At 59.0% G+C, this 25,941-nt stretch carries 29 protein-coding genes and 3 tRNA genes; 19 read left to right on the top strand and 13 right to left on the bottom strand.

The window, feature by feature from the left end; all coding sequences use genetic code 11:
• Positions 1-123: 123 nt before the first annotated feature.
• Entirely contained in the window at positions 124-1,245 is a 1,122-nt protein-coding gene (locus QRN60_RS08815) for an anhydro-N-acetylmuramic acid kinase (protein ID WP_060726328.1), read from the top strand.
• A gap of 241 nt (positions 1,246-1,486) precedes the next feature.
• Here the strand turns inward: QRN60_RS08815 and QRN60_RS08810 are convergent, their stop codons facing one another.
• On the bottom strand, positions 1,487-2,164 hold the full coding sequence (locus QRN60_RS08810; RefSeq protein WP_020012833.1) for an alpha/beta hydrolase: 678 nt from the start codon (positions 2,162-2,164) through the stop codon (positions 1,487-1,489).
• 210 nt (positions 2,165-2,374) lie between these two features.
• Between QRN60_RS08810 and QRN60_RS08805 the strand changes: the two genes are divergently transcribed.
• The 7 genes from QRN60_RS08805 to sufA all read left to right on the top strand — a co-directional run bounded on the left by QRN60_RS08805 (position 2,375) and on the right by sufA (position 9,493).
• Positions 2,375-3,544 (top strand): cysteine desulfurase family protein, encoded by a 1,170-nt coding sequence (locus tag QRN60_RS08805; RefSeq protein ID WP_065695042.1) that lies wholly within the window; start codon positions 2,375-2,377, stop codon positions 3,542-3,544.
• Positions 3,545-3,741: 197 nt separating this feature from the next.
• The gene (gene sufB, locus QRN60_RS08800) at positions 3,742-5,211 is read left to right on the top strand and encodes a Fe-S cluster assembly protein SufB (protein ID WP_003507956.1); all 1,470 of its coding nucleotides are present in this window, start codon (positions 3,742-3,744) and stop codon (positions 5,209-5,211) included.
• Between the two features lie 72 nt (positions 5,212-5,283).
• Positions 5,284-6,039: a Fe-S cluster assembly ATPase SufC gene (gene sufC, locus QRN60_RS08795; RefSeq protein ID WP_003507958.1), complete on the top strand. Its 756-nt coding sequence runs from the start codon at positions 5,284-5,286 to the stop codon at positions 6,037-6,039.
• 24 nt (positions 6,040-6,063) lie between these two features.
• Positions 6,064-7,335 carry a Fe-S cluster assembly protein SufD gene (gene sufD / locus QRN60_RS08790; RefSeq protein ID WP_111792502.1) on the top strand — a complete coding sequence of 424 codons (1,272 nt, stop codon included), beginning with the start codon at positions 6,064-6,066 and terminating at the stop codon, positions 7,333-7,335.
• Positions 7,328-8,578 (top strand): cysteine desulfurase, encoded by a 1,251-nt coding sequence (locus tag QRN60_RS08785; RefSeq protein WP_129564993.1) that lies wholly within the window; start codon positions 7,328-7,330, stop codon positions 8,576-8,578. The genes sufD and QRN60_RS08785 overlap by 8 nt, the downstream gene beginning before the upstream one ends.
• Before the next feature lie 36 nt (positions 8,579-8,614).
• Entirely contained in the window at positions 8,615-8,998 is a 384-nt protein-coding gene (locus tag QRN60_RS08780) for an SUF system Fe-S cluster assembly protein (protein ID WP_003507963.1), read from the top strand.
• Between the two features lie 105 nt (positions 8,999-9,103).
• Positions 9,104-9,493, top strand: coding sequence for a Fe-S cluster assembly scaffold SufA (gene sufA, locus QRN60_RS08775; protein WP_003507965.1), 390 nt, complete (start codon positions 9,104-9,106; stop codon positions 9,491-9,493).
• 195 nt (positions 9,494-9,688) lie between these two features.
• Here the strand turns inward: sufA and QRN60_RS08770 are convergent, their stop codons facing one another.
• A complete protein-coding gene (locus QRN60_RS08770; RefSeq protein WP_003507967.1) occupies positions 9,689-9,964 on the bottom strand; it encodes a hypothetical protein in 276 nt (91 codons plus the stop codon).
• Positions 9,965-10,131: 167 nt separating this feature from the next.
• On the opposite strand from QRN60_RS08770, the gene QRN60_RS08765 reads away from it, so the two are divergent.
• Positions 10,132-10,371 carry a hypothetical protein gene (locus tag QRN60_RS08765; protein ID WP_003507969.1) on the top strand — a complete coding sequence of 80 codons (240 nt, stop codon included), beginning with the start codon at positions 10,132-10,134 and terminating at the stop codon, positions 10,369-10,371.
• Entirely contained in the window at positions 10,349-10,858 is a 510-nt protein-coding gene (locus QRN60_RS08760) for a DUF6714 family protein (RefSeq protein ID WP_003507971.1), read from the top strand. Before QRN60_RS08765 ends, QRN60_RS08760 begins: the two co-directional genes overlap by 23 nt.
• A 92-nt stretch (positions 10,859-10,950) precedes the next feature.
• Here QRN60_RS08760 and QRN60_RS08755 read toward each other — a convergent pair whose 3' ends face one another.
• The 3 genes from QRN60_RS08755 to QRN60_RS08745 are packed head-to-tail and all read right to left on the bottom strand — an operon-like array spanning position 10,951 to position 14,181.
• Positions 10,951-12,159 (bottom strand): ABC transporter permease, encoded by a 1,209-nt coding sequence (locus tag QRN60_RS08755; protein WP_003507972.1) that lies wholly within the window; start codon positions 12,157-12,159, stop codon positions 10,951-10,953.
• Positions 12,149-12,868, bottom strand: a complete 720-nt coding sequence (locus QRN60_RS08750; protein ID WP_020012822.1) for an ABC transporter ATP-binding protein — start codon at positions 12,866-12,868, stop codon at positions 12,149-12,151. Before QRN60_RS08750 ends, QRN60_RS08755 begins: the two co-directional genes overlap by 11 nt.
• A 14-nt stretch (positions 12,869-12,882) precedes the next feature.
• Positions 12,883-14,181 (bottom strand): efflux RND transporter periplasmic adaptor subunit, encoded by a 1,299-nt coding sequence (locus tag QRN60_RS08745; protein ID WP_060723292.1) that lies wholly within the window; start codon positions 14,179-14,181, stop codon positions 12,883-12,885.
• A 237-nt stretch (positions 14,182-14,418) separates the two neighbouring features.
• Between QRN60_RS08745 and QRN60_RS08740 the strand changes: the two genes are divergently transcribed.
• A complete protein-coding gene (locus tag QRN60_RS08740; protein WP_003507979.1) occupies positions 14,419-14,574 on the top strand; it encodes a hypothetical protein in 156 nt (51 codons plus the stop codon).
• Positions 14,575-14,798: 224 nt separating this feature from the next.
• Positions 14,799-15,188: a cupin domain-containing protein gene (locus QRN60_RS26510; RefSeq protein WP_112294002.1), complete on the top strand. Its 390-nt coding sequence runs from the start codon at positions 14,799-14,801 to the stop codon at positions 15,186-15,188.
• Positions 15,189-15,276: 88 nt separating this feature from the next.
• Here the strand turns inward: QRN60_RS26510 and QRN60_RS08735 are convergent.
• Both QRN60_RS08735 and QRN60_RS08730 read right to left on the bottom strand, forming a co-directional pair.
• Positions 15,277-15,353 (bottom strand) — tRNA-Arg (locus QRN60_RS08735).
• Between the two features lie 43 nt (positions 15,354-15,396).
• Positions 15,397-15,702, bottom strand: coding sequence for an ETC complex I subunit (locus QRN60_RS08730; protein WP_003507982.1), 306 nt, complete (start codon positions 15,700-15,702; stop codon positions 15,397-15,399).
• Positions 15,703-15,967: 265 nt separating this feature from the next.
• Between QRN60_RS08730 and QRN60_RS08725 the strand changes: the two genes are divergently transcribed.
• A tRNA-Pro gene (locus tag QRN60_RS08725) sits at positions 15,968-16,044 on the top strand.
• A gap of 53 nt (positions 16,045-16,097) precedes the next feature.
• On the opposite strand, the gene QRN60_RS08720 is transcribed toward QRN60_RS08725, so the two are convergent.
• Together QRN60_RS08720 and QRN60_RS08715 are read right to left on the bottom strand one after the other, a co-directional pair.
• Positions 16,098-17,240 (bottom strand): ceramide glucosyltransferase, encoded by a 1,143-nt coding sequence (locus QRN60_RS08720; RefSeq protein WP_129564992.1) that lies wholly within the window; start codon positions 17,238-17,240, stop codon positions 16,098-16,100.
• Between the two features lie 214 nt (positions 17,241-17,454).
• Positions 17,455-17,724, bottom strand: coding sequence for a DUF982 domain-containing protein (locus QRN60_RS08715; RefSeq protein WP_035213169.1), 270 nt, complete (start codon positions 17,722-17,724; stop codon positions 17,455-17,457).
• A 213-nt stretch (positions 17,725-17,937) separates the two neighbouring features.
• Here QRN60_RS08715 and QRN60_RS08710 point away from each other — a divergent pair, with 213 nt between their 5' ends.
• Positions 17,938-18,186: a BON domain-containing protein gene (locus tag QRN60_RS08710; protein ID WP_003507987.1), complete on the top strand. Its 249-nt coding sequence runs from the start codon at positions 17,938-17,940 to the stop codon at positions 18,184-18,186.
• A gap of 60 nt (positions 18,187-18,246) precedes the next feature.
• Here the strand turns inward: QRN60_RS08710 and QRN60_RS08705 are convergent, their stop codons facing one another.
• Both QRN60_RS08705 and QRN60_RS08700 read right to left on the bottom strand, forming a co-directional pair.
• Complete coding sequence (locus tag QRN60_RS08705) at positions 18,247-18,729, bottom strand: DUF192 domain-containing protein (RefSeq protein ID WP_165000593.1); 483 nt, start codon at positions 18,727-18,729, stop codon at positions 18,247-18,249.
• Positions 18,729-19,307, bottom strand: a complete 579-nt coding sequence (locus tag QRN60_RS08700; protein WP_035213171.1) for a cold-shock protein — start codon at positions 19,305-19,307, stop codon at positions 18,729-18,731. Before QRN60_RS08700 ends, QRN60_RS08705 begins: the two co-directional genes overlap by 1 nt.
• A 192-nt stretch (positions 19,308-19,499) precedes the next feature.
• Here QRN60_RS08700 and QRN60_RS08695 point away from each other — a divergent pair, with 192 nt between their 5' ends.
• Both QRN60_RS08695 and QRN60_RS08690 read left to right on the top strand, forming a co-directional pair.
• Positions 19,500-19,940: a VOC family protein gene (locus QRN60_RS08695; protein ID WP_020809227.1), complete on the top strand. Its 441-nt coding sequence runs from the start codon at positions 19,500-19,502 to the stop codon at positions 19,938-19,940.
• Between the two features lie 156 nt (positions 19,941-20,096).
• On the top strand, positions 20,097-21,359 hold the full coding sequence (locus tag QRN60_RS08690; RefSeq protein WP_165000592.1) for a YcbK family protein: 1,263 nt from the start codon (positions 20,097-20,099) through the stop codon (positions 21,357-21,359).
• 273 nt (positions 21,360-21,632) lie between these two features.
• Here QRN60_RS08690 and QRN60_RS08685 read toward each other — a convergent pair.
• A tRNA-Lys gene (locus QRN60_RS08685) sits at positions 21,633-21,708 on the bottom strand.
• Between the two features lie 282 nt (positions 21,709-21,990).
• On the opposite strand from QRN60_RS08685, the gene QRN60_RS08680 reads away from it, so the two are divergent.
• Together QRN60_RS08680 and QRN60_RS08675 are read left to right on the top strand one after the other, a co-directional pair.
• Positions 21,991-22,737: a cytochrome c biogenesis CcdA family protein gene (locus QRN60_RS08680; RefSeq protein WP_003507996.1), complete on the top strand. Its 747-nt coding sequence runs from the start codon at positions 21,991-21,993 to the stop codon at positions 22,735-22,737.
• A 34-nt stretch (positions 22,738-22,771) separates the two neighbouring features.
• The gene (locus QRN60_RS08675) at positions 22,772-23,710 is read left to right on the top strand and encodes an AEC family transporter (RefSeq protein WP_003507998.1); all 939 of its coding nucleotides are present in this window, start codon (positions 22,772-22,774) and stop codon (positions 23,708-23,710) included.
• Here QRN60_RS08675 and QRN60_RS08670 read toward each other — a convergent pair.
• Positions 23,694-24,902: a UbiH/UbiF family hydroxylase gene (locus QRN60_RS08670; RefSeq protein ID WP_129564990.1), complete on the bottom strand. Its 1,209-nt coding sequence runs from the start codon at positions 24,900-24,902 to the stop codon at positions 23,694-23,696. The genes QRN60_RS08675 and QRN60_RS08670 overlap by 17 nt on opposite strands.
• 209 nt (positions 24,903-25,111) lie before the next feature.
• Here QRN60_RS08670 and pcsA point away from each other — a divergent pair, with 209 nt between their 5' ends.
• Entirely contained in the window at positions 25,112-25,837 is a 726-nt protein-coding gene (gene pcsA / locus QRN60_RS08665) for a phosphatidylcholine synthase (protein ID WP_003508003.1), read from the top strand.
• Positions 25,838-25,941 lie beyond the last annotated feature (104 nt).

Below are 25,941 nucleotides of genomic sequence, written 5' to 3'. Positions count from 1 at the left end.
CAATGCCGTAAGCAGCCAATGAACGACGCGGCTTTATCATTGTTTTTTGAAATGTGCACCCGTTTCGGCCATGAATAACGGCGATTCACGTCATCATGATTCGATATTGAAGGGGAGCGGCGCATGGGCGAGGTCAAAACGGCGATCGGGCTGATGAGCGGGACATCGATGGACGGCATCGATATCGCCCTGTTGCGCACGGATGGCGAAAGCGTGGTGCGGCACGGGCCGAGCGGTTATTTCCCCTATGATCCGGGCCTGCGGGCCATCTGGCAGAAGGCGCTTGTGACAGCCAAATCCATTCGCGAACGGCGCGAGCGTCCCGGCGATCTTGGTGAGGCAGAGCGCAAGCTGACGCTTGCCCATGCCGCGGCGGTCAAATCCTTCCTCCACCGTCACCGGCTTGAAGCCGGCGATATCGATGTGATCGGTTTTCATGGCCAGACGGTGCTGCACCGACCGGATGAGGCGCTGACCGTGCAGATCGGCGACGGCGCGCTTCTGGCTGAAGAAACCGGCATCGATGTGGTTTACGACATGCGGGCGAACGACATGGTACATGGCGGGCAGGGCGCGCCGCTCATTCCCGCCTATCACATGGCGCTCTCCGCCAATCTGCCGGCAGAGTTCGAAACGCCTGCCGTCTTCGTCAATATTGGTGGCATATCCAACCTTACCTATATCGGCGAAGGAGGGCGACTTGCCGCTTTCGACAGCGGTCCCGGCAACATGTTGATCGACCAGTGGATCGAGGCGCATACGGGGAAAGCCTTCGACAAGGGTGGCAGGACGGCGGCGGGCGGCAGTGTCGTTGCCTCGCTCGTCACCCGCTACATGGAAAGCCCGTTCTTCTCGGCCAATATCCGCCGCTCCCTTGATCGCAGCGATTTTGTGCCACCGCAAAAGGGCGAGGCCTCGTTTGCCGACGGCGCGCGCACGCTGTCGCATCTGACGGGCGCTGCAATCCTCAAATCGGCGAGCTATCTGCCGGAAGAAGCAAAAACCTATGTGGTCTGCGGTGGCGGGCGTCTCAACCCGGTGATTATGGAAGAATTCGCGAGCCTTGCCGCAAAGGTGGGCGCGCGGGTGATTGCGGCGGAAGAGGCGGGTTTCGATGGCGGGGCGATGGAGGCGGAGGCCTGGGCCTATCTGGCCGTGCGATCGCTTAAAGGCTTGCCGCTGACCTACCCCGGAACGACGGGTGTGAATGAGCCGGTGACGGGTGGGGTTTTGGTGAGGGCGTAATAGACGACGGCGGGTGTGGCTCACCCCCCTCTGCCCTGCCGGGCATCTCCCCCTCAAGGGGGGAGATCGAATCGTGGCGACCTATCGGCCACCTTGAACGTAGCAGCTTAGGTAAAGAGCAGGCGTCTGGCTGATCTCCCCCCTTGAGGGGGAGATGCCCGGCAGGGCAGAGGGGGGTAAGCCAAGCCCGCCGTCGATCACTGTAGCTAGATCAAGACCTGCCCCGACGATGCGCGGCTTATCACCGAATACGCTTCGCTGCCGGTTCCGGCACCAGTTCACCATTCAGGCGACGGTCGAGGTAGTCCTCGCATTCGCCCATCAGCTCATCCACCTTGCCATTGAAGAAGTGGTTGGCGCCGGGAAGGGTGCGGTGGGTGATGAGGATGCCCTTCTGGGTCTTCAGCTTTTCCACCAGACCATTCACGTCCTTCTCAGGCGCGACCTTGTCGGAATCGCCGTTGATGATGAGGCCGGAAGACGGGCAGGGGGCGAGGAAGGAGAAGTCGTAGGTATTGGGCTGCGGTGCAATCGACATGAAGCCTTCGATTTCCGGGCGGCGCATCAGGAGCTGCATGCCGATCCAGGCGCCGAAGGAATAACCGGCAACCCAGCAGCTCTTCGAATCGGGATGCAGGCTCTGCACCCAGTCGAGAGCGGAAGCGGCGTCGGAAAGCTCGCCAGCACCATGGTCGAATTCGCCCTGGCTGCGGCCGATCGAGCGGAAATTGAACCGGAGCGTGGTGAAGCCGCGCTTCTGGAAAAGATAGAACAGCTGATAGACGATCTGGTTGTTCATCGTGCCGCCGAACTGCGGATGCGGATGAAGGATGATCGCTATCGGCGCGCTCTTTTCCTTGGAGGGTTGATAACGGCCTTCGAGGCGACCCGCAGGGCCGTTAAAAATGACTTCGGGCATTGGTACTCCGGTCGTGTTTTTTCATTCTCCAACCGCATTCTTCCGATGAGAAGACTTGACGAACTGTGTCATCTTTTCTAGAACGCAGTTTAGAATAATTCGAAACTTTGCGTGTGCTTAAGCACTCGGTCGTGTCATAAGGCAAGCGCAACTGTAATTTCAAGAAAAATGCGTTTTGGCGCATGGAAGATTGAGCGAAACTATTCCGCGATGACGGGTTTGACGCGCACATATATGGACTGGAACGCCACGGCGCCGCTTTTGCCCGCCGTGCGGGAGGTTCTCGTCTCCGCGCTGGAGATTGCCGGCAACCCGTCCTCCGTGCACCGGGAAGGGCGTGCCGCCCGCGCGGCCGTTGAGGCTGCCCGTCGTGATGTGGCGGTGCTTTGCGGCGCACAGGCATCCCACGTCACCTTTACCAGCGGGGCGACGGAAGCGGCCAATCTGGTGCTGACGCCGGATTTCAGGATGGGGCGCGCTCCCGTGCGCTATGGCCGTCTTTATGTCTCGGCCATCGAACATCCGGCTTTTCGTGAGGGCGGTCGGTTTGGCAAGGCTGACGTTACGGAAATTCCCGTTACGTCAGCGGGTGTCGTCGATCTTGCCGCACTCGAAGCGCTGTTGTCTTCGCATGACAAATCCGCCGGCTTGCCGATGGTCGCCTGCATGCTGGTCAATAACGAGACGGGCATTCTTCAGCCGGTGGCGGAAGCGGCGCGACTTGCGCATACGGCGGGTGGATTGATGATTGTCGATGCCGTGCAGGCAGCCGGCCGCATTTCGCTCGATATCAATAGGCTCGATGCGGATTTCCTCGTCCTCTCGTCCCACAAGCTTGGTGGCCCGAAGGGTGCGGGAGCTTTGATCTCGCGCGGCGAGGTGATGATGCCGAAGCCGCTGATCCATGGTGGCGGCCAGGAAAAGGGACACCGTTCGGGTACTGAAAATACCCTGTCGATCCTCGGTTTTGGTGCCGCGGCCGCTGTTGCCGCGAAAAATCTCGAGGCGGAAGCGACGCGTCTTGTCGCGTTGCGCGCAAGGCTGGAAGACGGCATGCGGGCAAATGCGCCTGACGTGATCATCCACGGCGAGGATGTCGGACGTGTCGGCAATACCACGTTTTTCACCTTGCCCGGTTTGAAGGCGGAGACGGGCCAGATCGCCTTTGATATAGAAGGCATCGCGCTCTCGGCCGGTTCGGCCTGCTCTTCCGGCAAGGTGGGGGAAAGCCATGTGCTGACGGCGATGGGGCGCGACCCCAAGCTCGGCGCACTGAGGATTTCCCTTGGCCACGCGACTGATGAGGCAGATATTGAACGCACGCTTGCGGCGTTTACGAAAATTGCCGGGCGGCGCAAGCTGGCCGGTCAGGCCGCGTAAAATGCGGCAAAGAATTGCGGAATAGCAATTTTCCGCTTGCCGGGATGTGTGAAAAGCGCCATCCCGCACTTACATGGGTATAAGCTCCGCCCGTTTATGCGGCACGGACGATTTGCCCGAAGATGGATAAGGCGGCTATCCGCCTTGATACGTTGACAAGCCACCGGACCTTGGCTCCGGCGAGATTGGAGAACGACATGGCAGCGGTTCAGGAAACGATCGATCAGGTTCGCCAGATCGATGTGGACCAGTATAAATACGGCTTCGAAACCGAAATTGAAGTCGACAAGGCCCCGAAGGGCCTTTCGGAAGAGGTGATCCGCTTCATCTCGGCCAAGAAGCAGGAGCCGGAATGGATGCTGGAATGGCGTCTTGAGGCTTACAAGCGCTGGCTGACGATGGAAGAGCCGACATGGGCGCGCGTCAGCTACCCCAAGATCGACTTCAACGATCTCTATTATTATGCCGCACCGAAAAGCACGCCCGGCCCGAAGTCGCTGGACGAAGTCGATCCGGAGCTGCTGAAGGTTTACGAGAAGCTGGGCATTCCGCTGAAGGAACAGGAAATCCTGGCCGGCGTGGAAAACCGTCGTGTGGCCGTGGATGCCGTGTTCGACAGCGTCTCCGTTGTCACCACCTTCAAGGCGGAACTGGCAAAGGCCGGCGTGATCTTCATGTCGATCTCCGAAGCCGTGCGCGAATATCCTGATCTGGTGAAGAAATATCTCGGTTCGGTCGTGCCGCAGACGGACAATTTTTACGCAACGCTGAACTCGGCCGTCTTTACCGATGGTTCATTCGTGTTCGTGCCGAAGGGCGTGCGGTGCCCGATGGAGCTTTCCACCTATTTTCGCATCAACGAAAAGAACACCGGACAGTTCGAGCGCACGCTGATCATCGCTGAAGAAGGCGCCTACGTCTCCTATCTGGAAGGCTGCACGGCACCTCAGCGCGACGAGAACCAGCTTCACGCCGCCGTGGTGGAACTGGTGGCACTCGACGATGCCGAAATCAAATATTCCACAGTCCAGAACTGGTATCCGGGCGACAAGGACGGCAAGGGCGGCATCTACAACTTCGTGACCAAGCGCGGCGATTGCCGTGGCAACCGTTCGAAGATCTCGTGGACGCAGGTTGAGACCGGTTCTGCCATCACCTGGAAATACCCGTCCTGCATTTTGCGCGGCGACGACAGCCGTGGCGAATTCTATTCGATTGCGGTTTCCAACGGCCATCAGCAGATCGACAGTGGCACCAAGATGATCCATCTCGGCAAGAACACGTCGAGCCGCATCATCGCCAAGGGTATCGCCGCCGGCTTTTCGGAAAACGTCTATCGCGGCCAGGTCTCGGCCCACCGCAAGGCGACCAACACGCGCAACTTCACGCAGTGCGACTCGCTTCTGATCGGTGACAAGTGCGGCGCGCATACCGTGCCCTATATCGAGGCGAAGAACTCGTCTGCTCATTTCGAGCATGAGGCGACGACGTCGAAGATTTCCGAAGACCAGCTGTTCTATTGCCTGCAGCGCGGCATTCCCGAGGAGTCGGCCATCGCACTGATCGTCAACGGCTTCGTGAAGGATGTCATCCAGCAGCTGCCGATGGAGTTTGCGGTTGAAGCGCAGAAGCTGATCGGCATTTCGCTGGAAGGTTCGGTCGGCTGATCGTCATACGAATACGCACTTTGAGTGCGCGGTTTCGCGCACCTTCGCTCACACTATTCTTAGGATAAAACCATGCTTGAAATCATCGACCTGCACGCAAAGATCGCCGATACCGAAACCGAGATCATCAAGGGCCTCAACCTGAAGGTTGCTGCCGGTGAAGTTGCGGCCATAATGGGCCCGAACGGTTCCGGCAAGTCGACGCTGTCCTACATCCTGTCGGGCCGCGAAGACTATGAAGTCACCTCCGGTGACATCCTCTACAACGGCGAAAGCATTCTGGAACTGGATGCCGCCGAGCGCGCTGCCAAGGGTATTTTCCTGGCCTTCCAGTATCCCGTCGAAATTCCGGGTGTTGCCACCATGCAGTTCCTCAAGGTTGCTATGAACGAGCAGCGCAAGGCGCGCGGCGAGGCCGAGCTGACGACACCGGACTTCATCCGTCGCGTCAAGGAAGCTGCCGGCGATCTGAAGATCGACATGGACATGCTGAAGCGTCCGCTTAACGTTGGTTTCTCCGGCGGTGAGAAGAAGCGCGCCGAAATCCTGCAGATGGCGCTGCTGGAGCCGAAGCTGTGCGTTCTCGACGAAACCGATAGCGGCCTCGACATCGACGCGCTGAAGATCGTGGCTGATGGCGTCAACGCGCTGAAGTCGCCGGATCGCGCCACTGTCGTCATCACCCACTACCAGCGCCTGCTCGATTACATCGTGCCTGATAGCGTTCACGTTCTTTACAAGGGCAAGATCATCCGTTCGGGCGACAAGGCCCTGGCGCTGGAGCTGGAAAACAATGGTTACGCCGACATCATCGGTGAAGCGGCCTAAGCCAGAGGCCAGGAGGTGATGTCCATGAACATTCAAACGACCAATCGGCTGACGCCAGCGGAAACCGCGCTGATCGACGCCTATACCGCCAAGTTCAGCGAATTTCCGGGCAATGGTGCGGTTGTCGCCGCCCGTGACGTGCTGTTCGACGATCTGAAGACCGGCGGTCTTCCGACCCGCCGCATCGAGGCGTGGCACTATACCGATCTCAAGAGCCTGTTGCGTGCCATTCCCGAGGACCAGCCCGCACCTGTCATCGAAAAGCAGGCGTCCGTTGTCGCCGGCTCGTCCGTCGCCTACGTGCTGCATGGCACGGGCAATGTCGGCAAGATCGAAGACATCGGCGTTTCCAGCTTTGCCGAGAGCCTGCTTGACGGCTCGGCCGCCACAGGCCTTGCGGAAGCCAGCAAGGACGACGTGATCGGCCGTATCAACGGCAGCTTCGTGCGCGACGGCCTGATGCTCGACATTCCCGCTGATGCCGAGATCGAAAAGCCGATCGAATTGCAGGCGATCCATGGAGCAGGTCAGGTTCACAGCCGCTTCCCGGTGCGCTTCGGCAAAGGTTCCAAGGCGACCGTCATCGAGCGTCACCTTTCGGTGACTTCGGATGCCGCCCTGGTTTCCTCCGTCACCGACATCGTTGTCGAAGACGGTGCGGAAGTGACCTGGATCATCCTGCAGCAACAGGGCGCGGCCGATATTCATCTTGGCCAGCTGCGCATGAAAATCGGTGCGGACGCCAAGATTCGTCTATTCGTCATCAATGCCGGCGGCAAGCTGGTGCGGCAGGAACTGCGCATCGACGTGGACGGCGAGGGTACTGACCTCATCGTTCGCGGCGTCAACCTGTTGGGCGGCGAAACCCATACCGACGTGACGATGGTTCTTGGCCACAACGTGCCGAACACGACCTCGACGGAAGTGTTCCGCAACGTGGTCTTCGACCGTGCAAAGGGCATTTTCCAGGGCATGATCCGGGTTGCCCCCGATGCCCAGAAGACCGATGCGAAGATGGCGTGCAATACGCTGCTGATGTCTGACGATGGCGAGTTCTCGGCAAAGCCGGAACTGGAAATCTTCGCTGACGACGTTCAGTGCGGTCATGGTGCGACGGTTGCCGATATCGATGACAACCATCTTTATTACATGATGGCGCGCGGCGTGCCGCGGGCAAAGGCGCGGGCGATGCTGGTGAATGCCTTCGTCGCTCAGATCGTCGAGGAACTGGAAGAAGAAAATCTGGTAGAGGCGCTGGAGACGATCATCTCCGGCTGGCTGGAACATCATGCCTGAGAGCGAACGCGCCGCACTGGCGGCCCCCTATGACGTCGAAGCAGTGCGGAAGGATTTTCCGATCCTGTCGCGCGAGGTCTATGGCAAGCCGCTGGTCTATCTCGACAACGGCGCGTCCGCTCAAAAACCGCAGGTGGTGATCGACGCCGTTTCGCATGCTTATTCCAATGAATACGCGAATGTGCATCGTGGCCTGCATTTCCTCTCCAATGCCGCAACGGATGCCTATGAGGCATCGCGCGAAAAGGTGCGCCGTTTTCTGAACGCCGGTTCGGTGGATGAAATCGTCTTCACCAAATCCTCGACCGAGGCGATCAATACGGTCGCTTACGGTTACGGCATGCCTGTTATTGGCGTGGGCGACGAGATCGTCATCTCGATCATGGAGCATCACTCCAACATCGTGCCGTGGCATTTCATTCGCGAGCGGCAGGGCGCCAAGCTCGTCTGGGTGCCTGTCGATGACGACGGCGCGTTCCATATCGAGGCTTTCGAAAAAGGCCTGACGGAGCGCACCAAGCTCGTTGCCATCACCCATATGTCGAATGCGCTGGGCACCATCGTGCCGGTCAAGGAAATCTGCCGCATCGCCCATGAGCGCGGCATTCCGGTGCTTGTCGATGGCTCTCAGGGCGCGGTTCACATGCCGGTTGACGTGCGCGATATCGATTGCGACTGGTACGTCATGACCGGCCACAAGCTTTACGGTCCCTCGGGCATCGGCGTGCTCTACGGCAAGGCTGACCGCCTGAGCGAGATGCGGCCGTTCCAGGGCGGCGGCGAGATGATCCTCGACGTGTCCGAAGACAATGTGACCTATAACGAACCGCCGCACCGTTTCGAAGCCGGCACGCCGCCGATCGTGCAGGCCATCGGTCTCGGTTACGCGCTTGATTATATGGACAATCTCGGCCGTGCCGCGATTGCCGCGCATGAGGCAGATCTTGCGGCTTACGCCGCTGAGCGGCTGCGCGAGATCAATTCGCTGCGCATCATCGGCAATGCGCCTGACAAGGGCGGCATCTTCTCCTTCGAGCTCGAGGGCATCCATGCCCATGACGTCTCGATGGTGATAGACCGGCGCGGCGTTGCCGTGCGTGCCGGCACCCATTGTGCCATGCCGCTCTTGAAACGGTTCGGCGTCACCTCCACATGCCGGGCATCGTTCGGCCTTTACAATACCCGCGCCGAAGTAGACTCTCTTGTTGAGGCGCTGGAATATGCGCGCAAATTTTTCGCCTGATATCGGAATAAGAGATCAGGATTGAGGTTTAAGACCATGACTGCCGAAGCCACTGCAAAGACCCAGGATGCGACCGAAGCCCAGGAAAAGGTGTCCACCATTCCGCCGGATGAGCTGGCGCGCCTCAGCGACGACGTGATTGCGGCGCTGAAAACCGTCTACGACCCGGAAATTCCAGCCGATATTTTCGAACTCGGTCTCGTCTACAAGATCGATATCGAAGACGACCGGATGGTCAAGATCGTCATGACGCTGACGGCCCCGGGTTGCCCGGTGGCCGGTGAAATGCCGGGCTGGGTGGAAAATGCCGTGGGCGCCGTCGAGGGTGTTTCCGGTGTGACCGTCGAAATGACCTTCGATCCGCCGTGGACGCCGGACCGCATGTCGGAAGAAGCGCAGGTCGCCGTCGGCTGGTACTGACGTGATTTTGACAGGTGTCATCCCTTGATGACACTCTCAGGCGCTATTAGATTGAAATCCATAAGCATCGAGCCTTGAACTCGATTGTCGAAGGAGAATGGGCCCATGGGCTTTGCGATCATGACCATGACCGGGGCTGCCGCCTCGCGTGTTAAAGCAATCGTTGAAAATTCCGGCCCTGATGCCAAGGGCGTGCGCGTCGGCATCAAGAAGGGCGGCTGCGCGGGCATGGAATATACGATCGACCTTGTGACCGAAGCGGATGCGAAGGACGATCTGGTCGAATTCGAAGGCGCCAGGGTCTGGGTTCAGCCTTCTGCCGTGCTTTATCTGCTCGGCACGCAGATGGATTTCGAAGTGACCAAGATGCGCTCTGGCTTCACCTTCAACAATCCGAACCAGACATCCGCCTGCGGCTGTGGTGAATCGGTTGAGCTGAAGCCTGCCGATCTGGCAGCGCTGGCAAAGCAGCGCGAGGCAGAGGCCAGCGTCTGATTGGTTACGGCTATCTCTGCGATGGAGAGGCAGACCTTTCTTATGCACGCAGCGCTCCCACAAACGCGACGTCATCCCCGTCAAATCGCTTGAGACGTTTGTAGATCCTCGGGTCAAGCCCGAGGATGATGGATGAGAGGTTTGAGGTTCTTTTTCCGCAAACTGCGCCCGGCGTAAAAATCAGCTTTCGAAGGATCATGACTGCTGTTTGAGGGTTTCGATAAAATCCGCCAGCGGATGAATTGATGGCGTCGTCGTCAATAGAGGTTCGAGAGCCGCCGCGATCATCCCGCAATCCCCCGCGGAAAGTGGCCGAAGGCTTGAAGTGACCTTGTTATAGTCGGGCTTGCCGCGTGACGCGAGGGAACGATTGATCACAAACACTTCCGTCTGCCCGTCAGTTCGTTCCACGAAGAGAGCGAGCGAACCGCCGTCCGCGGCAGCGGCGCTGTCCGATACCGATTTGAACATCCAGACTCCATCCGATAAACTTGAGGGTGAGCCTATCCGATTGACGCCCTGAAGCAAGGTTATCGGATATTCCGCGAGGTTTGGCAGGAGGTGCGTGACCACCTGCCACCCATACTGAAAAGGTATTTCGGACAGCTGACAGGACTGATCGTGGGGAGGAAACCGGGATGGAAATCAATAGCGCCTCGATTGATATCTGGACCATAGGTCTGATCGTCGCCGGCGTCGTGGCTGGTCTGACGCTGATCGTCGGCATTATTTATCTTACATTTTACTGGGAGGAGAAGGCGCGCCTGCGAGCGCGGTCTGCGACATCCAAGGGTGACACGCAGAATGGCCTTCAGTTCGAGCGGACCGAGGGTGGAGAATGGCCGACGGTGCACGGTGACGGGGGAACGCATCATTGAACAGGCGGATTATTTGATGCGACCGGAGCCAGATATTATCGCAAACGCGAAAGCGGCGGTGAGAGAAGCATTCGCGGGTGTCACCCTGGGTGGTGGCGTCGGCCTTTCCGAGGCGCAGGCGCTTGACGATTATGCGAATAATGAGGTTCGCGCCGCGTGTCGTGCTGGCGACGAGAAGAATGACTGGGCCGCTATCCCCGTGGAGGACCTCAACAGACATTCCGGCAGCCCCGCCTTCCTTGATGCTGAAGGAATGCGATTTCATCTGCCCGCCTATATGACTGCTGATCTCGATGGCGACTACAGGCACGAATTCGCACCCTATTCGTGCGGGTGCCAGGAGAAATTTTCCTTACTGACTCTGCTGCAACGGAATGCCGTGGAAGCGTATCTCCGCGCTATCAGTGAGACGGAAAACCTGCCGCCCTATCAGGACGATATAGAGCGCGCGCTAGAAGAATGGGTGGATATGCGTGCTCCACGGTGAGCGATTAGAGCGGATCGGGTCAATCCCCAAGGAGGAGTTGCAGCTTGCCGTTTCCTCTCACACAAAGCCGGTTGCGGTTTGAACGCCGACTTTCACTCATGTCGCAACGCTTCTATCGGGCTCAGGCTTGCCGCCCGCCGTGCCGGGAAATACCCGAAAATCACCCCGATGGCCGCCGAAAAGGCGAAAGCGAGGAAGATGATCGAGGGGCTGGTGACAAAGGGCACGGTGAGATAGCTGACGACGGCATAAGCGAGGCCGAGGCCGGTAAGGATGCCGACGAGGCCACCGAAGGCCGACAGCATGACGGCTTCCACCAGAAACTGCGTCAGCACCTGTTTTTCCAGCGCGCCGATGGCAAGTCGAATGCCGATCTCGCGGGTGCGTTCCGTCACTGAGACCAGCATGATGTTCATGATGCCGATGCCGCCCACCAGAAGGCTGACGGCGGCGACCGCGCCCAGAAGCCCGGTCAGCAGCGTCGTCGTGCCGGTCATGGCCGAGGCAATCTGCGTCATGTCGTTGACGGTGAAATCATCCTCACGGCCGATGCCAATGCGGCGGCGCTCGCGCAGCAGGTTCTGCAGGTCGCTCTGCACCTTGGCGGTTGAAACGCCATCCTGCGCTGAAACCATGATCGAGGAAATGGTGGTAGTGCCGCCGATGCGCCGCTGGTGGATTTTAAGCGGCATGATGATCGTGTCGTCCTGGTCGTCACCGAGGCCGGACTGGCCTTTTCTGGCCAGCACACCGATGACGGGGCAGGAGATGTTGCTGACGCGGATCGTCTGCCCCACAGGGTTTTCTGCCCCAAAGAGTTCCTGACGCACCGTTTCGCCGATGATGCAGCCGATCTGGCCGCCGCGATCTTCGGCGGGCTGGAAGTCGCGGCCGAGCGCAATGGTCCAGTCCTGCGCGATCAGATAATCGTTGGTGGTGCCGATGACACTTGTCTGGTGGTTCTTGCCGCCGAAAATGACGGTTGCGGCGGAACTGCGGTTCTGCGGCGCAACGGCACGGATGCCTGATATCTGGTTGCGGATGGCCTCGATATCGCGGTCGTCAAAGCGTTTGGCTTCGGTGCTCGCCCTTCCGGGGCCGAACTGGCCGGGGCGGACGAACAGCATGTTGGTGCCGAGCCGTGACAGTTCCGATTTCACCTGTTCCGTCGTGCCATTGCCGATGGTGACCATGGCGATGACGGCGGCCACGCCGATGACGACACCAAGCACGGTGAGGAAGGAGCGCAGCAGGTTGCGGCTGATGGCGCGCAGCGCAAGACGCGACGTTTCAAAGAACATCTGATGTCTCCTTTTTGTCCGCGGCGCTATCGGAGGCGAGATGGCCGTCGACAAAGCGCAGGAGGCGTCCGGCGTGGGCGGCGATATCCTCTTCATGCGTGACCATGACGACGGTGATGCCTCTGTCACGATTGAGTGCGGTGATCAGTTCCATGATCTCGACACTGGTTTTCGTATCGAGATTGCCGGTCGGCTCGTCGGCCAGAAGCAGGGCAGGGCGGGTGACGATGGCGCGTGCAATGGCCACACGCTGCTGCTGGCCGCCGGAAAGCTCCTGCGTGGTGTGGTCCTCGCGGCCCTTCAAACCTACCTGCGCCAGCGCCTCCATGGCGCGCTCGCGCCGTTCCGAGGCTTTCATGCCGCGATAGATCAGCGGCAGCTCGACATTTTCCACGGCCGAGGTGCGCGAGAGAAGATTGAAACCCTGAAACACGAAACCCAGCATGTGCCGGCGCAGCAGCGTCAAATGTTCATTGTCGAAACTGCTGGTCGGCACACCCTGGAACAGATATTCGCCTGATGTCGGCACATCCAGACAGCCTATGATGTTCATCGAGGTGGATTTGCCCGATCCTGACGGCCCCATGATGGCGACGAACTCCTTCTCGCGAATGGAGAGGCTGACGCCATCGAGCGCGCGGATCGTCGCTTCGCCGCGGCCATATTGCTTGACGACATCGCGGAATTCGATGAGCGGCGGCTGTTGCATGCGCTTGTCCTCCGTCAGCCGGCGTTGCGGGCCGTTGCGTCGGTGATCACCTGGTCATCGGCCTTCAACTCGCCCGATTTTACCACGGTATGCTGGCCGTCGGTGGAGCCGGTTTCGATGGAAACGGAGACCGGATTGTTGTTGCGCAGCACCCAGACCGTTCTTTTGCCTGTCGCAGCCTGGCCGGCGTCGCGGTTCTGCGAGCGGCCCATGCGGGGCGGGCGGAACAGGCTCATCAGCCCGCCGCCACGGGAGGCGGATTCGCGCGGCGGCGTATAACGAAGCGCGGAATTCGGCACCAGCAGCGTGTCCTTGATTTCCTCGACAATGATATTGGCGGTCGCCGTCATGCCGGGGCGCAGCAGCAGTTCCTCATTGTCGACAGTCAATATGCCCTTGTAGGTCACCACGTTGGACACGGTTTCGGACGCGAAGCGCACGGTCTCGATCTCGGCCGGGAAACTGCGGTCGGGATAGGCATCGACATTAAAATTTGCCTTCTGGCCGGTTTCGACCTTGCCGACATCGGCCTCATCCACTGAGACCTGCAATTCCATGTGGCGCAAATCACCGGCGATGGTGAAGAGAACAGGGGCGTTGAGCGAGGAGGCGACGGTGGCGCCGGGATCCACGCTGCGGGTGAGGATGACGCCATCGATGGGCGAGACGATCTTGGCCTTGCCGAGATTGACCTCGGCGAGCCTCAGATCCGCCTCCGCTGACAGCACCGTTGCCTCGTTGACCTGCAGCGTGGCGGCGGCGGCATCATGGGTGAACTGCGCCGCATCCAGATCCTGCTGGCTGGACACCCGGTTCTGCACCAGCGATCTCAGGCGCTCCATCGAGGTTTTTGCCGAGCCGAGATCGGCGCGCGCCTTCAGCACGTTGGCCTTGGCGGAGGCAAGCTTGGCGCGGGCGCTCTGCACATCGGCCTCCAGCTTGTTGGTATCCAGTTCCGCCAACACGTCTCCGGCCTTGACCGGCGTATTATAGGTGACGTTGACCTTGCGCACCGTGCCGGACAGTTCGCTCGATATATCGACCTGATCCGTCGGCTGAACCGAGCCCGTGGAGGTGACGATGACCGAGAGATCGCCCTGACGCGCGGCCTCCGTGGTGTAGCTATAGGCGACGCCGGCTGCGCGTGACTGGTAATAATAACCAAGGCCCCCGCCAATCAGCACAATGGCTGCTGCGGCATAGAGATATCGGCGCGACTTTTTCTTGCGGCCGTTTCTGTTCGTTCCCAGAATCTCGCGCAGATCGGGCTGGCTGTTTTTTGTATCGCTGCCACTCGTATTGGCGTCATTCATTCTCATCACCCGCAAAATTCAAAATACCACAGAGGGTTGTTTCCGCTCTCCGGTTTGTCCGTCCATCTGTCGCCGTTGTATTCCTCTGATTGTGGGAAGTGACATAGCTTGCCCTGAGGGTGAAGTGAAAACTTGGTAATATTTATGATAGTTCTGGTCTGTTAGAGATAAATCCGGAAATATCGATGCCATAAACGCGGCTGAGCTTTTAGCGGCGACATTCAGGACGATGATGAAATGAACGACAATGTGGTGAAGTTCCGCAAACCGGTGCCGCCGAAGAAGCCACGCGAACCGCTCGGGCCGAAAGCCAGGAAGGCTTTGACGATTGCGGCTGTCATCGCGTTTTTTGTGGCGGTGTGGGGGTATTTCACACTGTTTGGGCAGGGGTAGGGCAAATGGTCCGGCGTTGGCGCTCTAGCTTGGGGCAGGATGGAAGGCGCAAGTATGCAAGTTGGTTAAAGCTGGTGTCTCTGTAGACGTTTAGTCTTACAGGGTGTCGCCGCTGATTTGATGATGGTTTTTAGCCCGAAGCGCTCAAGTCAGTAGCGGTTCAAGCTTTATCATGGTAGGTGACTACGCATTGCCACGCTCACTTTTTCAGAGAGATATTCTTAATGAAGTGCCTGCGCATCTACGCCTCACCGGATGGCGAGTCTCATTTCGATGAAATCGAATTGCCAACAAAGAAGGTATCAGTCCATCCCGACGCCGTCCCATTTGATGTGACCGCCAGTTACCCCGCCTCTCGCGTCCGTATTACCCACATCCCTGCAGGGATGAGAGAAGTTGGCTGGCATGGAGTACCCGAGCCAGTCCTTACAGTTAGGCTTGACGGTTCCGTTGAGTACGAGACCAGCGACGGTGAGGTCCGCCATGTTTCGGCGGGTAGTTTCGTGCTGGTCGCGGACACGCATGGCAGAGGCCATCTTTCGCGACATTCTTCAGAAGCCCAGACTGTCATTTGGATTTCATTGCCAAACGGTCTTGAACTTCCTCCACAGTAACTACTGTTTCTGGCGAAACACTGTCCAGGCGATAATTTGCCCTCGCCGCTGTACCAAACCAGTCATTCATGGATAAAGTGAGAAGCGGTGGCGACCCCTGCAGGACTCGAACCTGCGACCTACTGCTTAGAAGGCAGTTGCTCTATCCAGTTGAGCTAAGGGGCCGTCATGCCGGGCAGGGATTGCGCCGGCCTGAAGTCGTCGTGTTTCAGTGCGTCCAGGGCTGGGTGCGGTTGAAACGGAAATTGTCGGTGTAGGAAACCACCTTGCGGGTCGCTTCCTTCGGCTGGATGACGCGGTATTCGATGCCCTTGCGCTGGGCATAGGCTTCGGCCTGTTCCTGCGTCTCGAATGTCAGCTTGAGTTGCTGCTTCATGTCGGAACTGGAGGTGTAGCCCATGATCGGATCGATCTTGCGCGGAACTTCGGCGTCGAATTCCAGAACCCAGACATTGGTCTTCGCCTTGCCGGATTGCATGGCGGTTTTTGCAGGGCGGTAAATCTTCGCAGACATGTCGAAACTGCTCCGGTTGGACAGTGGGGCACAACACCCCGAATTATTCATCACGTACCTGAATAGAATAACCAAATCGTGTCAGGAACGTTGAATTTGAAATGGACTGACTTCGGGTGAGAGTCAAGACGATTATCCCCTCGCAGCCCGATCACACTCCGCCGTTTCGGCGTCATGTTTTGCCCATCGGGTTGCGGTTGAACAAAGATGAATTTCCCTGTTGCGGACTGCGGGTGAACCGTGTATTCCCCAGCCATCGCCTCGGCGGAGTGTAGCGCAGTCTGGTAGCGCATCTGGTTTGGGACCAGAGGGTCGGGAGTTCGAATCTCTCCACTCCGACCATTTTAAAGCAAAACATCAGCTTTCCGGCGTAACCCTATCCTAAAGGTGACAATTTATTCTGCTGACGGACCGGCCAGTGTGCTCTCGGCCGTGCCGATCGTCATGACATTGCCACGCCAAGCGACCGCGCTGCCGATCCAGCTGCGGGCCCAGACGAGGGGCATGATCATATCCCTGCTGATCATGGCTGGCAGCGTGTAGAGCGAAACCGGCCAGCGGTTGAGGGCGGCAAGCGCGAGTTCCGGTACGTACATGAGGGCGAGGACGGCAAAGGCGGTTGCGGTAAGGTTCACGTCCATCATGGCAGCGGCGGCGAGCGCGAAGAGAAGCGGGGGAAGCGTGCCGGTCAGGATTTCCGGTGCGAAATATTGCGGGAAGGTCACGCGTCGCAGCCGCGCCCAGCGGGTCTGGCGCGACCAGATTTCACCGGCATGGCGCTGGCCGAGCGGTTGCTCGAACGGGGCGGAGACCAGATGCACCCTGCGGCCGGCGCTTCTGACCAGCTTCGTCGAGGCGGCGTCTTCGGCGATTTCGGCGGCGAGTGCACGAATGCCGCCATTGTCCTCCAGGAACGGCTTGTTCCACAACATCGACTTGCCTTGCGCGAAACCCATGCCGATGGCTTCCGCCGCATATTGCCAGCGGCCCTGCGATCCGTTGAGGAAGGCGCATTCCACATGCGCCCAGAAACCCGCAGGCCGTGAACCGAGCGGCGGTGAGCAGACGAGCCCGCTGTCCTTCCGCCAGGCCGACATCATGGTGGCAATATAGGATTTCGGCATCAACACGTTCGAATCGGCGAGAATCACCCATTCATGCCGGGCGGCGCGCCAGCCCTTCACGCAATTGTTCAGCTTTGGATTGGCGCTGATGCGGTCGTCACCGATGAGCAATTGTGTGGAAACCGAGGGAAAGGCGGCTTCGGCCTTGCGGACTTCCTCGATCACGGGATCGAATTCATCAGCGACGCAGAACAGCAGCTCGTAGTCGGGCCAGTTGAGCTGAAAGGCGCGCGATAGTGTCAGCGGCGTGAAGTTTTCCACGCCACGCAACGGCACCACAAGCGAGACAGGCGGTTTTTTCTGGACAAGATCGTTTTCCGCATCCCGTCTTGTCAGTCGCCAGCCGGCCAGAACGATGCCGAGAAGATTGAAGGCGAGGAGCAGGATTGCGCAAAGGGCAAAAACGGTTTCCATGCTGGCCAGTTCCACTCCCAAGCTTTCGGCGGTCCACCCGCCAATCGATTCCATGGAATTCGTCTCTGCCGATTATAACGTTTGCGTGACAGTTACATGTCATGATCGGACAGGCGGGGAGATCGAGCGGCGCATGAGAGGCGTCACGACGGCTGCGCTCAAAAGAAAAGCCCTCCGCATAGAAGGGCCCAATCGTCATGATGGTCGATGAATTTTAGTGGACGTTCAGGATATGGGCATGACTGCTTGCGACGAGAAACGATTCCCGTGCTTTCTCGATGTCGCATCTGCCGGCGATGGCATCGAGGCAGTTCCTGCGCGCTTCCTCATATTCCGGCCCATGTTCCTCGGGCCAGCGGTACATCAGCATATCAAGTGCCACCAGCGGGCTGTAGATTTCCACGGCCGCCGAAAGCGGCAGATGGATCGCCACCGGTTTCATCCACGCGGCGTGGTGACACGGCTCTGTTCTGTGAATCAGCATGTCATTTTCCTCCCTGTTTTACCTGGCTTGAAAGCCTCTCACACTCCCATGCGCGAAATGCCCGCCTCACGAAATGGTTCCCGATCACCTAAAATGTGATCGATCAGGGGGTTCCAATTTTCCAAGATGAATGGAAGATGAACAAATAGATGAACCGGAGATGAACAAAACCACCGCTACGGCGTTGGTATGTTCATAAGAAGGAGAACACATATGTTTAATTTGTCAGGCATTCAGGAAAGCTTCTTCGGAGACCGCATGGCCGGCGTATGCGAGGCTATCACCTCGGCTCTGGCCTTCGAATCAGGGCTCGAAAAGTCGCGCATTTCCGCAAGTGTCGAAAATGATGTGATTTATCTGGAAGGTACGGCCGATTCGGTCGAGGCGATCGATATCGCCATCAATCTTGCCGCTTCCATTTCCAATTGCCGGATTCTGAGCCATATCGAGCCGGTTTACTGAATATTGTGCCAGCCGGGCGAAACCTCGTCCGGCTCATTCAGACGCAATAACGCGGCAATGTCATTTCCGGTTGCCGATTTGCGCGCTGCGGACCATATCGCCGGGCTTGATGCCAGAACGTTTCGCGGCGCCGCCATTCAGCTCAAGCACAAATTTTACGGGTCCGCGGGAGCTGATGATCGCTTCCGAATGCGGAACGGCGTTTTCATGAATATGGGTGATTCGGCCATCGCTGCCGATGAACAGCATATCGAGCGGGATGAGGGTGTTGCGCATCCACATGGCGACGGCGCGCGTCTCACCGAAATCGAACAACATGCCGTTTTCAGACGGCATGGATTTACGGAACATCAGACCCTGCGCGCGCTGGGCATCGTCCAGCGCCAGTTCGGCAACGAAGTCGTGCGTTTTCCCGGAAGCGGTTTCAATGGTGAGCGGCTCTGACGTGAAGGCCTGGCGTTCCTGAGCCTGTGCGGTGCCGGCCAGCATGAAAAAAAGAAGCGCCATAACGGCGCTTTTCACCATATGGCGCAGGGCGGACATCAATGCGACATCCCGATGGCAACCGGGTTGTCGGGATGGATTTCCGCCGCCATCAGGCCCTTGTCGCCATCGCCGAAGCGCACCAGAACCACCTGACCGGGACGAAGCTCCGTCAGGCCGAAACGGCGCAGCGTTTCCATATGCACGAAAATATCTTCCGTTCCTTCGCCACGCGTCAGGAAGCCGAAACCCTTGGTGCGGTTGAACCACTTGACGATGGCGCGCTCAAGCCCGCTCGAAGGCGTCACCTGCACATGGGTGCGCACCGGGGGCAGCTGCGAGGGGTGAACGGCGGTCGACTGGTCCATGGAGAGAATGCGGAAAGCCTGGAAACCGCGATCGCGCCGCTGGATGAGGGCGACGATGCGCGTGCCTTCGAGGATAGTCTGGTAACCGTCGCGGCGCAGGCAGGAGACGTGCAGCAACACATCCTGCGTGCCGTTATCAGGCACGATGAAGCCGAAACCCTTGGCGACATCGAACCACTTCACGACGCCGGTGATCTCGGTCAGGTCCACGGCATCGCCCGAAAGGTCCTCGACATCGACTATCGTTTTCGATGACATCCTATCAGCCATATCCTGCCAACCCCTCGATTACGCGCCATACACCGGTCAACTGATTCCTGTGCGCCAGATTAACATCTTGGTAACGGTTTCACGCAAGCCCTAGTTTTTGATTTACGCAGCTGCTTTTATGTCGCCGTCCTTGTCCGGGGCTTGCCATCACGCGTTTAACGGCTTCGGACCCGTGTAATGGAGAGGAATAAAATGCGGTATCTGCACACGATGGTTCGCGTCAAAGACCTTGGCGAATCACTTAAATTCTATGTCGACCTGCTCGGTCTTACGGAAATACGCCGAATCGAGAACGAAAAAGGCCGCTTCACTCTGGTGTTTCTTGCGGCGCGCGACGACATTGCTGCGGCGAAGGAAAACAAGGCGCCGTGCCTGGAGCTCACCTATAACTGGGACACCGAGGATTATACCGGCGGCCGCAATTTCGGCCATCTGGCATACGAGGTCGACAATATCTACGATTTCTGCGCCCGGCTGCAGGAGAACGGCATCGTCATCAACCGGCCGCCGCGCGACGGACATATGGCCTTCGTGCGTTCGCCTGACGGTATTTCCTTCGAAATTCTGCAGAAGGGCGAAAGCCTCGCACCAGCCGAACCGTGGATATCTATGCAGAATACCGGTTCCTGGTAGGGATTTTCCGGTGAGTAGCGGCGTTTTCGGGTGCTCTTGCCTTGTCCTGAGGGGATGAGGCATAGTCCGCGAATCGAAACGGCCAGTCCCGTTTTGGGGAAGCACACGATTCCGTTCCCGTGCTGCTGTTGGAAATGCAAGATACGGAGGCCAGCCATGAAAACTGTCGAAAGCGCGAAAGGACGCCTTGTCCGTCCGCGTCTTGTCGTCGCGGTTTCGCTGCTTGGGCTTTCCGGCTGTGTTTCGGCGGTGACCGACGACGAGATGGCCGCCGCTACCAAGAAGCCGGAAATTGCCGCACAACAGAAGCCGCAAACAGCAGCTTCCGCTGCCGCCGGCGCGCAACCCGGACATTATGTGGATCCCGCCGTGGCATCGGCGGCCGGCGCGGCTGCGCCTGCCCAGGCGCCGGGCGGCCCGGCGCAGGCTTATGGCGCCGCCGCCGATATTGGCGGATTGACGACGCAGCCCACGGCGATTTCCGCCGGGACGACAAGCATTTATTCCACTGTGGCGCCCGCCGGTGCTGCAGGTGCACCCGGCACGGCCGCCGCCACGGGCGCTCCCTCTCACAAAATCATTCCCGCGGTCAGCAGCGTCTATTCGGCGCCCATGCAGGCGGCGCAACCTCAGCCTCAGCCGGTATCAGCGCCGGTTCAGGTCCCGCCAGCCGGACAGGTGCCGGCGGAACAGCATAGCGAAAACCGTCAGCCGGTTCCTGTGCCCACGCCGCAGTCCGCCTCGGAACAGCTCGCGGCTGTTGCGGCGCAGCCGGTCGTGGACGCTGCCAAAATGGTGGGCGAGGCGCAGGGAGGTGACGGTAAGGGCGTGACGCTTGCGGCATTTTTTGCCGGCGCGGCCAAGAAGCGCCTGCCCAAGATGATTGAAAGCGGCACGGCGGACAATACGCAGGTCGCATCATTGCCCGGAGCCGCGGACGGGACGATGGGCATTGCGCTTTCCGGCCGCTCTGTCATGTCCGACGAGTTTGACGATGCCCATCTCGATGAAGAGGATGACCAGCCGACAGGCCTGATGAAACTCGCCTCGCTCTCCGGCCTGAGCCGCGTCGCCCCGAACGGGCTTTTCCTGCAGACGGATCGCGTCGAAGTTGGCTGCTTCAAGCCGGAACTGGTGCGGATGATCAAGGATGTGGAGCGCCACTATAACAGCCCGGCGATCGTCACTTCGGGCTATCGCCCGCCAAAGGGCATAAGGCAGGGCTCCAAACACTATACTTGCGATGCCGCCGACATCCAGATCAAGGGCGTCTCCAAATGGGAGCTTGCGACCTATCTGCGTTCCCTGCCGGAGCGCGGCGGCGTGGGCACCTATTGCCATACCGAATCGGTCCATATGGACACGGGTGAGCCAAGAGACTGGAACTGGCGCTGCCGCCGTACCGCTGCGCGCAAATGATCTCTGGCCGGGTTTGTAGGAATATCAAACCCTATGCTTTCCGAGCCTGAAACTTTATACCTGAAGACTGTACTGAACCTTTTGGAGCGACCGTCCGGTCGTGCCGGTGAGCTGGCGCTTGAGCCTATGGCCCTTTATCGCAGCGGGTGTTCTGAAACCAGGCTTGCAATGGATACAGTCTAAGACTACGGGCGCATCGTTTCCGTTTACATCAAAGCCCTGTCACTCGTGGTGATAACTCTTTGCAGAATATCAGAAAATGTAGATTTGAGGTGGTGAGAGCGCAGGGATTCGAACCCTGGACCTACTGATTAAAAGTCAGTTGCTCTACCGGCTGAGCTACGCTCTCCCGTGTCGGGGCTTGATTGCCCTTCGGAAGTGCGCGGAACATATGTAGAGCGATCCGTTCGGTCAACCCAAAAAAAGCGCTTTCTACAATCAATCCGGTTTTTTTTGTCGCACCCCCGAAAAGGTGATTGGAGAGAGGGGGCAGCTGGGGATAAAACCGGCTGCAGACATGTCGGCCAGACGGGTGAAATCCTTTTGCAGCAATGACATGCATGAAAATGAAGCGTGAGGCGGCGGCGAATCCTAGGAATCGCGGCGGCTTTGCGGGATGCGGAGTTCTTTCTTGTCGATTGCCGATATTTCCCTGTTCAGCGCGCTTCTGGCCGGCGCTCTTTCCTTTCTGTCGCCCTGCGTCCTGCCGCTGGTGCCGCCTTATCTCTGTTATATGGCGGGCGTTTCGGTCGAGCAGTTCAGGACGGAAGATACAGCACCCCGACCGGAGATTCGCAGGGCCGTGCTGTTTTCGGCCTTTTTCTTCACGCTTGGTTTCGCCACTGTTTTCGTGGCGCTTGGAGCAGGGGCCTCGACGATCGGTACGCTCCTTCGTCAGAATCTGGATATTCTCGCCAAGATCGGCGGTTTCATCATCATCCTTATGGGCCTGAATTTCCTCGGTGTCTTCCGCATCGGACTGTTTTCGCGCGAGGCGCGGTTTCAGGGGGCGGGCAAGCCGGCCACGCTTTCAGGGGCCTATGTGATGGGCCTCGCCTTCGCTTTCGGCTGGACGCCCTGTATCGGTCCGGTGCTGGGCGCGATCCTGGGTGTCGCTGCCGCGCGTGATACGGTTGGTGATGGTGCGGCGCTGCTTGCGGTCTATTCGCTCGGCCTTGCCGTGCCGTTCTGGATCGCGGCTGCGTTCTCCGGTTCCTTCATGCGTTTCCTCGTCCGCTTCCGCCGCCATCTCGGCCTCGTGGAAAAGCTGCTGGGCGTATTGCTGGTGCTGACCGGTCTCGCTTTCATGTCCGGTTTTATCACCAATGTGGCGATCTGGTTCCAGGAGACCTTTCCGATCCTCATGAAAATCGGTTAAGCCTCCCGCCGGAGTTGCTTGCGGGGGAAACATAGTGACCGATATCGTCGGATTGCTTTTGCCGTTTTTCGGCCTGATCTTCATCGGTTATGGTGCGGCGCGCATAACGAAACAGCCGGTCGAGGCGATGGGCTGGCTGAACACCTTCATCATCTATGCGGCGCTGCCGGCGCTGTTTTTCAAACTGGTGTCGAAAACGCCGGTGGAAGAGCTGGCACGCATGGATTTCGTCGCTGCCAGCCTTGCCTGCACCTATGGCATTTTCCTGCTGGTATTTCTGATCGGCCGGTTCGTGCGGAAAAACAGCCTTGCCGAAACCACTATCCAGAGTTTTGCGGCCAGCTACGGCAATATCGGCTATATGGGGCCGGGCCTTGCGCTTCTGGCGCTCGGCGAAAAGGCGGCAGTGCCGGTGGCGCTGATCGTCTGCCTTGAAAACGCCGCCCATTTCATCGTCGCCCCGGCGATGATGGCGGTGGCGGGCGGCGACAAACGCTCTCCGGCAAGGCTTGCGCTGGATGTGGCGCGCAAGGTCATCACCCATCCCTTCATCGTATCCGTCATCGCCGGTTTTCTGGCCGCATCGCTGTCATGGCAGCCGCCGGAGGCGGTGCAGCGGCTGGTGGATTATCTGGCGCAATCAGCAGCACCCTGCGCGCTATTTGCCATGGGTGTGACGCTGGCGCTTCGGCCAATGAAACGGGTGCCGGTGGAAATCAGCTATATCGTTCCGGCAAAGCTGATCCTGCATCCGCTTGCCGTCTGGCTCGTGCTCTCGTCGCTCGGGCGATTCGAGCCGGTGTGGATCTATTCTGCGGTGCTGCTGGCAGCGCTGCCGACCGCGACGAATGTCTTCGTCATCGGCCAGCAATATCATGTCTGGCAGGAGAGGGCGTCTGCGACGATCCTGATTTCGACGGTTCTGTCGGTCTTCACGCTGACCGGCGTGGTGTATTTCATCCAGCCTTTTTGAAGCTGCCGAATAAAAGCGAGGGCAGGGCCTTCAGCCCGCGTCCCGGCTCGATGCCTTCGCGCATGACCATGCTTCGGAGCGTGCCGATTCCCGAGAGGACGTGCAGGCCCGCCGCGCGCGCCATCTGCACCGGCAGCAGGTCGGAAAGCAGCGAACGGTTGAGGAGATCGACGCTGAGCGTGCGGCTATAGACATCCGCACGCCGCCTGCGGTCGAAGCTGTTGCCGGCATCGGCCGCAATCGGGCGGTCGGAGACCGCGCCCAGCAGTTCCGTCAGCGCGATGATGTCGCGCAGGCTGAGGTTCAGCCCCTGCGCGCCGATGGGTGGAAAACCATGAGCAGCCTCGCCGATCAGGGCCACGCGGCCCTTGCCGAAGCGGTGTGCCGTCATGGAAGAGAGCGGCCAGGCCTGCACGCTGTCCTCTACTGTTACCGCGCCCAGCATGGACTGCATGCGCTCCTCGATCCGGAGGCTGAGTGTTTCCAGCGGCAGCGCCGTCAATTCCTCCGCCTGTTGCGGGGTAACGACCCAGACGAGGCTGGAGCGGTTGCCGGGCAGGGGAACCTGGGTGAAAGGACCGGTTGGCGTGTGGAATTCCGTCGAGACATTGCCATGCGACCGGCTGTGGCCGAAGTTCAAAACAATGGCCGTCTGCGGATAGGACCAGGATTTGACGCCGATGCCGGCTGCATCCCGCACCATCGACTTCCTGCCATCAGCGCCGATGAGGAAATCGGCCGAGAGTGTTTCGCCGTCTGCAAGTGTCACCGATACGCGGTCGTTGCCGATGTCGATCGTCTCGGCCGTGGCGTCGAGGCGGGTAATATTGTGTTCCTGCTCAACCGCTTCGCTGAGAACGCCAAGCAGCGCCTCGTTGGGAATGTTCCAGCCGAAGGCATCGAGCCCGATTTCGGAGGAGCGGAACTGCACGGTTGGCGCGCGTAGCAGGCGCTCGGTGCCGTCAATGATCTGCATGGTGGAAAGACGTGCGGCTGATGGCGCGATGCGTGACCAGAGGCCGAGACGGTCCATGAAGCGGATGGACTGGTCCATCAGCGCCGTGGTGCGCTGGTCCTTCCTGTCGCTTGAAGGTGCGATGAGCGCCACGTGGCGGCCCGCCCGCGCCAGCGCGATGGCCGCGATCTGGCCCGCAAGTCCCGCACCTGTTATGGCGATATCGAAGTGTCTCATGGTCCTGATCCGTTGTTATTTCCAAAGCATCATAATGGCTTTGCGCGGGTAAATCCACTTCGGCTCCGGAACATCCGGTTGCGAAGATTCGTTGGTTGCCCTGTTATATTAGTCCTAGGATAAGCGGATTGAGCCGGTTGCAAAGCGTGGTGAATGGCCGCATACCGGAATAAGCAGGGCGGATGAAAAACGGGGCGCAGACGCTGACCATGAAAATTTTCAACTACAAGCGTGTTCCCTACGCGGAAATCCGCGCCTTTTCCGTTCATATGCTCACGGCTTCCGGTTCGTTTCTGGCCTTTCTCGGCGTCGTTGCCGCGGCTGAACACCGTTTCGTCGACATGTTCTGGTGGCTGGGGCTTGCGCTTCTGGTCGATGGTATCGACGGACCCATCGCCCGCAAGGTGCGGGTGAAGGAAGTTCTGCCCAACTGGTCCGGCGATACGCTCGACAATATCATCGACTACGTCACATATGTGCTCTTGCCCGCCTTTGCGCTTTACCAGAGCGGCATGATCGGCGAGCCGCTGTCCTTCGTGGCGGCCGGCATGATCGTGGTGTCCAGCGCCATCTATTATGCCGATATGGGCATGAAGACGGACGAATATTTCTTCTCCGGCTTTCCGGTGGTGTGGAACATGGTGGTGTTCACCCTGTTCGTCATGGATGCCAGCGCAACGACGGCCATGATCGTCGTTACCGTCTCGGTGTTCCTGACATTCCTGCCGATCAATTTCCTGCATCCGGTGCGGGTGAAACGATTGCGGCCGCTCAATCTGGCCGTTGTCTTCATCTGGTGCGCGCTTGGCGGTTATGCGCTGCTGACGCACTTCGAAACCCCGAGCTGGGCCGTGATCGGCTTCGTGGTCAGTGGCATCTATCTTTATTGCATCGGTGGAATATTGCAGTTTTTCCCCTCGCTCGGTGCGAAATAAGAAAAAGGTAAAGCCGTTTATTGCTTGTGCAAATCGCATTTAAGCAGCTTCTTTTTCAGTTGTGCGCAGCAGCAAAACCGTTATCAATAAGTCTTGATTGGATG

The sequence above is a fragment of the Agrobacterium sp. CFBP2214 genome (assembly GCF_030209895.1).
GTDB lineage: Bacteria > Pseudomonadota > Alphaproteobacteria > Rhizobiales > Rhizobiaceae > Agrobacterium > Agrobacterium radiobacter.
The sequence above is the reverse complement of the archived record's forward strand: the minus strand, read 5'-3'. Positions and strand labels throughout refer to the sequence as shown.